This is a genomic window from Faecalimonas canis, assembly GCF_054601575.1.
Map to the genome: position 1 here is coordinate 1 of NZ_BAAHSI010000025.1, position 7,701 is coordinate 7,701.

General features: G+C 40.8%; 5 protein-coding genes and 1 tRNA gene. 5 read left to right on the forward strand and 1 reads right to left on the reverse strand.

Annotation, left to right across the window (positions count from 1 at the left end; all coding sequences use genetic code 11):
* Positions 1–53: 53 nt before the first annotated feature.
* Positions 54–1,661, reverse strand: a complete 1,608-nt coding sequence (locus ACYPXO_RS07680; RefSeq protein WP_459640002.1) for an IS1182 family transposase — start codon at positions 1,659–1,661, stop codon at positions 54–56.
* 248 nt (positions 1,662–1,909) lie between these two features.
* On the opposite strand from ACYPXO_RS07680, the gene ACYPXO_RS07685 reads away from it, so the two are divergent.
* The 5 genes from ACYPXO_RS07685 (at position 1,910) to ACYPXO_RS07705 (ending at position 7,238) form a co-directional block, all read left to right on the forward strand.
* A complete protein-coding gene (locus ACYPXO_RS07685) occupies positions 1,910–2,380 on the forward strand; it encodes a flavodoxin (protein WP_459640003.1) in 471 nt (156 codons plus the stop codon).
* Between the two features lie 76 nt (positions 2,381–2,456).
* Entirely contained in the window at positions 2,457–3,311 is an 855-nt protein-coding gene (locus ACYPXO_RS07690; protein ID WP_459640004.1) for a hypothetical protein, read from the forward strand.
* Between the two features lie 51 nt (positions 3,312–3,362).
* Positions 3,363–3,433, forward strand: a tRNA-Cys gene (locus ACYPXO_RS07695).
* Positions 3,434–3,541: 108 nt separating this feature from the next.
* Complete coding sequence (locus ACYPXO_RS07700) at positions 3,542–5,929, forward strand: Ig-like domain-containing protein (protein ID WP_459640005.1); 2,388 nt, start codon at positions 3,542–3,544, stop codon at positions 5,927–5,929.
* Positions 5,930–6,002: 73 nt separating this feature from the next.
* A complete protein-coding gene (locus ACYPXO_RS07705; protein WP_459640006.1) occupies positions 6,003–7,238 on the forward strand; it encodes a threonine/serine exporter family protein in 1,236 nt (411 codons plus the stop codon).
* Positions 7,239–7,701: the final 463 nt, after the last annotated feature.

Here is a 7,701-nt window from a genome sequence, read left to right on the forward strand (position 1 = left end):
GGCGGGTGGATATTTATTGCGTACTTTAATAAAGCTATCAGTTTTTTGCCTTTTTATGCGGTTTCTTTTACTGCGAACAGGTGGCTTCCTGTTCGCTCATTCTGTATTTTTGCGTGCAGTTTATTTAGATTATATCCCATGCACAGTAAAAGAATCTCCAGTTTCACTTTGGTTTTCCCACGGAGCAGAAATCTTTGGAATTCATAGTCATTTTTTAGAACTCCGAATGCTCCCTCCACTTGTATCGAGCGATTCATCCGGTATAAGATTCCCTTTTCGCTCAGGATATTTTCATAAGATTCCTGACGCTTCTCTAAGAAACTTTTGGAGATGTACAGACGTTTATTCCCTTTAGCACGGGTACATCTTTCTTTATACGGACAGCCTGTACAGTCTTCGCATTCATAAACGGTCACTTCTGATTCATAGCCACTCTTACTTTTCTGTTTTTTTATGAAAAGAGGTTTTAGTTTCTTCCCAGCATGGCATATATAAGTGTCTGTTATTTTATCATATCCCATATTTTCCCGTTTGCTGATATCCTGTTTGAAACTGCGCTTTTTCCATTTCTCATAGGTCTGCGGTTTGATATACGGTTTCTGTTTCTGCTCCCGCAGATATGTGTAAGCTTCCTCGCTCTCATATCCCGAATCCGCAGTCACACTTGGATAACGGAATCCCACTTTTTTCTCCATTATCTCCAGAAAGGGAACCAGTGTCCAGACATCATTCCGATCCTGGAAAATATCCGTTGCAATAATATATTCACTGTCTACACCAATCTGCACGTTATATCCCGGCTTCAACTGTGCGTTTCTCATGTGATCATCTTTCATGTGCATAAATGTAGCGTCCGGATCTGTTTTACAATAATTATTCCTCCCCTGGAAACTGGCTGTATGCCAGTCATAAACAGTCTGGCGTTCCAGAAAACGGCGGAACAACTCCAGATACCTCTGGTTCCGGCTTTTGCGTCTTCCTCTTCCATGTACAAAAACGGTATGCTGTTCTTCACATACTTGTTCTATAAAACAGCATATCTTCTGAATATCTTGTGTTCTGGTTTCTTCCGATACACAGAAAGACTGTAGGTACTCCCGGTTCAGTAGGGTGACCGCCTCCTGTATTTTCAGGAACATCTTTTCTTCCCATTTTCCAACCGATTTCTTCCATACAAACGTATATTTATTGGCGCAGGCTTCCAGTTTCGTACCATCTATAAATACGGTTTCTTTTGATAGTTCACCCATTTGTTCCAAGCGACGTACCATCTGATAGAACAGGTCTTCGCAGGTGTCTGCCAAAAATCCAGTACGGAACCTTGCAATCGTGCTGTGATCCGGTGCTTTTTGGCCAGCAAGAAGCCACATAAAGTTAATATCACGTTTACACGCGGTTTCAATCTTTCTGGAAGAATAGATATTTTGGGAATAAGCATAGATCAGGATCTTGAACATGGTCTTTGGGTCCACTGCCGGATTTCTGCCTTTGGCAGAGTAAGCCTGATACAGCAAACTGTAATCTAAATCCTCCAATTCGTGGCTCAGCAGTCGAACAGAATCATCATCAGGAACCAAACCTTCCAAATTTAATGGCAAAACCAGTTGATAAGGCTCGCCGAATTCGGTATAATTTTTATGGTATTTTATGTATTTGGTCATACTTAATTATACCATGGATTGCGGACTCTTCGGAGTCCGTTTTCTGCTTTTAGGCATAAAAAGGGAGCTATTGCTCCATAGATGATTACTCATCTATTTTGCAACAGCCCCTTTTAATGTATGGAAAACTTCATTTTTACATAATAAAAATATTTTTATGAGATAATGAATTTCTAAAAGGATATTGCTATGGCAAAAAAATAGCAGTATCATTAATGCATAATATATTTTCAGAGAGGATGATTGGGATGAGTAAAACTTTAGTGGTATATTTTAGTGCAACAGGAACAACAGAAAAACTGGCAAAAAAACTGTCATCTGTAACCGGGGGAGATTTGCATGAAATCGTACCGGAAACATTATATTCATCTGCGGATTTGGATTGGCATAACAAGATGAGCCGCAGCAGTATAGAAATGGAAAATAAGGCATTTCGTCCGCCGGTAGCTAATGAAGTGGAACATATGGAACAGTATGATAAGATTTATATAGGCTTTCCCATTTGGTGGTATGTTGCTCCAACAATTATCAATACGTTTTTAGAAAAATATAATCTTGAAGGTAAAACGGTTATACCGTTTGCAACATCAGGAGGCAGTGGCATGGGAAATACAAATAAAGAGTTGAGTGTTTCCTGCGTGGGAGCAGATTTGCAAGAGGGAAAGGTATTTTCAGTTCATGTGGATGAAGATGAACTGAAGGAGTGGGTGTCTTTATAAATAATTTGAATATGTGGAGGCATAATGATACTATATACCATATTCTATAAAAAGAAGGCAGATTGAAGGGATAAAAATGAAACAGAGATTTAAAATTCATTGGAAGGCAATGAAAATGGAGATAAAAGAGCATAAAAGTTCGTTCATTGTCTATATGGTATTGAGGGCGTTAGTTATTCTTATTATGATATTACAGATTTTAAATAAGAATTACGAAGATGTATTTTATTGCGTGCTGACGCTTTTGCTTTTGGTTGTGCCAAGTTTTCTGCAAGTGGAACTAAAGATAGAATTGCCTACCACTCTTGAGATTATTATATTGCTTTTTATTGTGGCAGCGGAAGTTTTAGGAGAAATCGGTTCATATTATACAAAGATACCGGGCTGGGATACGATGCTTCACACAATTAATGGTTTTCTTGCGGCGGCAATTGGATTTTCACTTGTGGATATTTTAAACCGTAACAAGAAAGCGAAATTTAATTTATCTCCGTTGTATATGGCGATTGTGGCGTTTTGTTTTTCCATGACAATTGGAGTTATGTGGGAATTTTATGAATGTACGGTAGATACATTTTTGGGAATGGATACACAGAAAGATACAGTTGTGCATAGCATTTCTACAGTTATGCTTGACCCAAACGGAGAAACGAATGTGGTACATATTGATGACATAAATGAGGTAATCGTCAACGGACAGGAACTTGGACTTGGAGGTTACTTGGATATCGGTCTGAAAGATACGATGAAAGATTTGTTTGTAAACTTTATCGGTGCGGTTGTTTTCTCTATTATCGGTTATTTTTATGTGAAACGAAGGGGCGAGGGGAAATTTGCGAAAAAATTCATCCCAAGGCGAAAACAGGAGGAAAGTGATTATTTGAAGATTGCCTGTGAAGTTTCAGAAGAAACATTGACGGAGAAAAAATAATTTGGTATAATTTTTGTGTTGAAAGTATAGAATATATTATCAACATAAAATGGCGCCATAGCCAAGTGGTAAGGCAAAGGTCTGCAACACCTCTATCACCAGTTCAAATCTGGTTGGCGCCTTTAGAAAGTCGGGAGAATATCTCGGCTTTTTTGTATGGTAAAATATTGAAATCCTTAATTGTATATGCGAAAATAAAGATATATAACAAATAAGGAGGATAAATAACAATGAAAAAAAGAAAATGGTCGGCACTTTTATTGTCAGTTGCAATGGTATTGACAATGCTCCCGACTACAGCATTTGCAAAAGAAACAAAGGCTGAGGCTTGGGACGGAAAAACAACAGATACTTCATGGTATGCAGTAGACAAAAATATGTATGAAATCAGTAATGCAAGTCAGTTGGCAGGTTTGTCAAAACTGGTAAGTGACGGAACAAATTTCAAAGGAAAAACAGTTTCTCTTGCAGATGACATTGACTTAAACAACAAAGAATGGACACCTGTAGGAAAAGAAGGAAAAAGTTTTCGGGGAACATTTGACGGTAAAAGTCATGTTATCAGTAATTTGAGTATCAACACTCCTAGAAAAAGTGATGTCGGTCTGTTCGGATATACTTCCGGTGGAGCGGTAAAAAATGTGGAAGTACACAATGCTTCCGTAAAAGGAAGAATGTGCGTAGGCGTTATTGCGGGAACGCCGTATACGGCAGACTACGAAAATGTTACAGTTAGCGGTAAAGTAATTGTGGAAGGATACGCTTACGTAGGCGGCGCCTGCGGAAAAAATGCTTACGGCGATTACACGAATGTGGATGTGACGGGAGATGCGGGCAGTTATGTGAAAGCCGAGAGTGAACAATACCGTACATATGTGGGCGGTCTTGTAGGATTTATGGGCGAAGGTAACCAGACGGTCAAAGACTGTGACGTAAAAATCGACGTAATCGGTTCTACCTGCGATGTGGGTGGAATTTTAGGTATTCTTCATTATGGAAATACATTGAAAAACTGTACATATGAAGGAAGTCTTACCCTCACCGCGCCGGATGCCGAGGACGGAAGCGAATTTGGCGCTTTGGTAGGAACGATTTATAACGGACAGGATAAAGTCAATACGACGATTAAAGGTTGTGAAGCGACTGTACACAAAGCGACTTCAGGCGGAAAAGACGTGACGGACGTAATTACACCGCACGGAGATTTTTACAATAAGACAGAAAGCGGAAGTCAGGAAAACATTACGGTGGACGCAACCATTAACGGTTCCCATGTCGCAATGACGAATGCGGTTGCAAAAATCGGAGATGTGGAATACAAAACGTTGGCAGAAGCGTTTAAAGCGGCAAAAAGCGGAGATACCGTTGAAATTTTGCGTGATGTTGACGTGAACGTCTGGAACCAGATAAATAACGTCAAAAATATTTCCGTAAAAGGAAACGGACACACACTCAATATCGCAAAAGTAGAATCGCTACAAAACGGAGATTACCTGTTCTATAACGCGGATGAATTGAACGTGTCTGATTTAAATGTTAACTTTACGACAAGCGGAAACGGATTTTGCATAAATTCGGGCAGACTGGAAAACGTTCATATGACGGGAGCGCCAAAGCAGAAAAGCGATTACGCGGTATTTGTCGGCACAGGCGACAAAGTAGAAATAGACAACTGTTCCTTTAAAAACTTCGGAACTGCAATCTACAGTCAGCCGACGGCAAGCGATAAGGCGACAGCAGATATGTATGTGACAAATTCACAGTTTACGGATTGCAAAATGACAATATGCAGTTATGCGGCAAATACGGTTTTCACAGGCAATACGGTTACGGGAAGCGAAGAACTTTCTTTTGCCGCAAAAGCGGATACCGTAAATCAAGACGCAAACGTTACATATGTGCTTACGGGAAATACATTTAACGACGCAGGAAAGATTTGGTTCTATGGGGCAAATGCGGATAACGTTGTTTTCAATAAAAATAAAGTTTTAGGAAATACATATATTTCTACGGAAGATATGGCGGAGGGCGTACTTGACCTGAACTATAACTACTGGGGAGGAAACGCGCCGAGCGATAAACAGGTAGTGGATAACAACGATAAAGTTTCGGTTGAAAAATCTATCTACTACATTAACGTGAGAATGTCCGATAAAGATTTGAACACCTATGTTCCTTTGGACAAGATTGTGCTGAATAAAACGGAATTGAAGTTATATGTAAATGAGAGCGAACAGTTAGTTGCCACATTTATTCCGGAAAATGCGACGGATAGAAATCTTGTATGGACGAGCAGCGACGAAAAAGTAGTTACGGTAGATGAAAACGGAGTTGTTACGGCAAAAGGCATCGGTACGGCAGAAATTACCGTTACTTCCGAGGACGGCAAAACAGCGGTATGTAAAGTTACCGTAGAAGAGAAAAAAGACGAGAAACCGTCACCGAAACCGGAGAACCCGAGCAAGCCGAATGAACCGGGACAGGCTGACAAACCGAGTACGCCGGAAAGCCCGAAAACAGCGGATGACAACAGTATTCTTCTTTATCTGATGCTTGTTTTGGCAGTGGGAACGGGAATTGTTGCTTACATCAGAAAAAGACGCCGTTTCATTGGATAATTTATAGTTGACTTTTCCCTATACTATCTATATCATTACATACAGTATATTTTATTTAGAGGTAGGGAAGTTTATGGATTACAAGAGAATAGTGCAGGGCATTTTGGACATCGGGGAAGCAATGCTGATTAATGGGGCGGAGAACTTCCGACTGGAAGACAGTCTTTACCGTATGTGCAAAAGTTATGGGTTCGTAAGATACGATGTATTTGTTATTCCGAGTAACATTCAGATTACGGTGGAAACTCCGGAGGGGGAAATTATTACGCAGATTCGTCATATTGAAAATGCGGATATAGATTTCGACCAATTAGATTATTTGAATAATTTATCCCGTTATGTCTGTCAGCATACGCCTGATGAGAAAGAACTGCGGGAAAAATATTTAGAAGTCGTCAACAGACCGGCACAGCATCCGGCGATTAAATATTTTGCAGCGGTTATGGGCGGAACAGGGTTTGCCGTGTTCTTCGGAAGTAATTTTCAGGACGCTATTGTCGCGGTTATCGTATCGCTGATGATTGTAATTGTAGGCGGCTGGTTAAGCCGAAGAGAAGAAAATCTTCTCATTTACAATGTGGTTTTATCGTTTTTGTCAGAAGTGATTATTATTCTCTGCGTACGCGCGGGTCTGGGCGATCACCCCGAGCGTATTATGATTGGGATTGTCATGCTTTTGATTAGTGGTCTGAGTACGACAAACGGAATACGGGAATTATTACAGAAAGACTATATTTCAGGTTCGATTAACATTATGAACTCGATGCTCGGGGCAGCGGGAATTGCATTTGGAACGGCTTTTGCCATGTTACTGTTGGACGGGGTTTCGGCAGAGGGATTTATTTTAAATCACAATATTCCGGTGCAGTTAATAGCGTGTACGATTGCCTGTGTGGGATTTGCCTTTTGGTTTAAAATCAGAGGAAAACAGGTTCTTTACTCAGGCGTGGGGGCGTTTATCACATGGGGAATTTATCTGCTTGTGTATGAATGGAAACCGAGCAACTTCTTTGCAACGTTGGTAGCGGCAGTGTTTGTTGCCGGATATGCTTTCGTTATGTCGAGAAAGAATAAAGCTCCGTCAACGATTTTCCTGACGGCGTCCGTGTTCCCGCTTATTCCGGGACCTAACTTATATTATATGATGTACGGATGCGTAAGCCGTGACATCGGTATGGCGTTTAGCGAGGCGATTATTTTGCTTGCAACCTGTCTTGCGATTGCGTTTGGATTTAATATTGTGGATGTGATTGCCAGAGGGGCAATGCGGGCAATGAAAAAAGAATATTATGTCGGTAAGAAATCTTAGCGGGGAAAAGGCTTTCCATGAAATGTTCATGGGAAGTCTTTTTGTTTGCGCGCCATGGGCGCGCTCTAACGGGTGTAAGTCCCGAACATGCCCAGATAGTGGGAAGTGTATAGCTGAACAGCAAGGGTGTCCATCGTGAGGTGGAATCTGAAGGAAGTTGTAAGCAAATCTCTGGTCCGACGGATAGAAATCACATATAAGGCTAGGCTGTGAGAGATAAGTTGGCAAAAGACAACGAAGTCTAATAACTATCACATTTGTAGCAGCAGAGTAGATGTGGCGGATATATGGAGAGAAAGAGCGTGCACCTTAAGCGTGGAGGTCTCACAGAGGTTTCATTAGCCTAGTAACAACGAACTGTGAGAAGTCAGCAGAGCCCATAGTAGTGAAGAAGTTCCTGTAATGGGGGTGAAGCGAAGGGGCGAACACTCAATAAGTTTGAGGATGTCTCGAATTGCAGAAA

What these genes read in the sequence shown, in the direction of transcription:
- ACYPXO_RS07680 (WP_459640002.1), bottom strand. Translation starts at nt 1,661, where the DNA reads ATGACCAAATACATAAAATACCATAAAAATTATACCGAATTCGGCGAG.
- ACYPXO_RS07685 (WP_459640003.1), top strand. Translation starts at nt 1,910, where the DNA reads ATGAGTAAAACTTTAGTGGTATATTTTAGTGCAACAGGAACAACAGAA.
- ACYPXO_RS07690 (WP_459640004.1), top strand. Translation starts at nt 2,457, where the DNA reads ATGAAACAGAGATTTAAAATTCATTGGAAGGCAATGAAAATGGAGATA.
- ACYPXO_RS07700 (WP_459640005.1), top strand. Translation starts at nt 3,542, where the DNA reads ATGAAAAAAAGAAAATGGTCGGCACTTTTATTGTCAGTTGCAATGGTA.
- ACYPXO_RS07705 (WP_459640006.1), top strand. Translation starts at nt 6,003, where the DNA reads ATGGATTACAAGAGAATAGTGCAGGGCATTTTGGACATCGGGGAAGCA.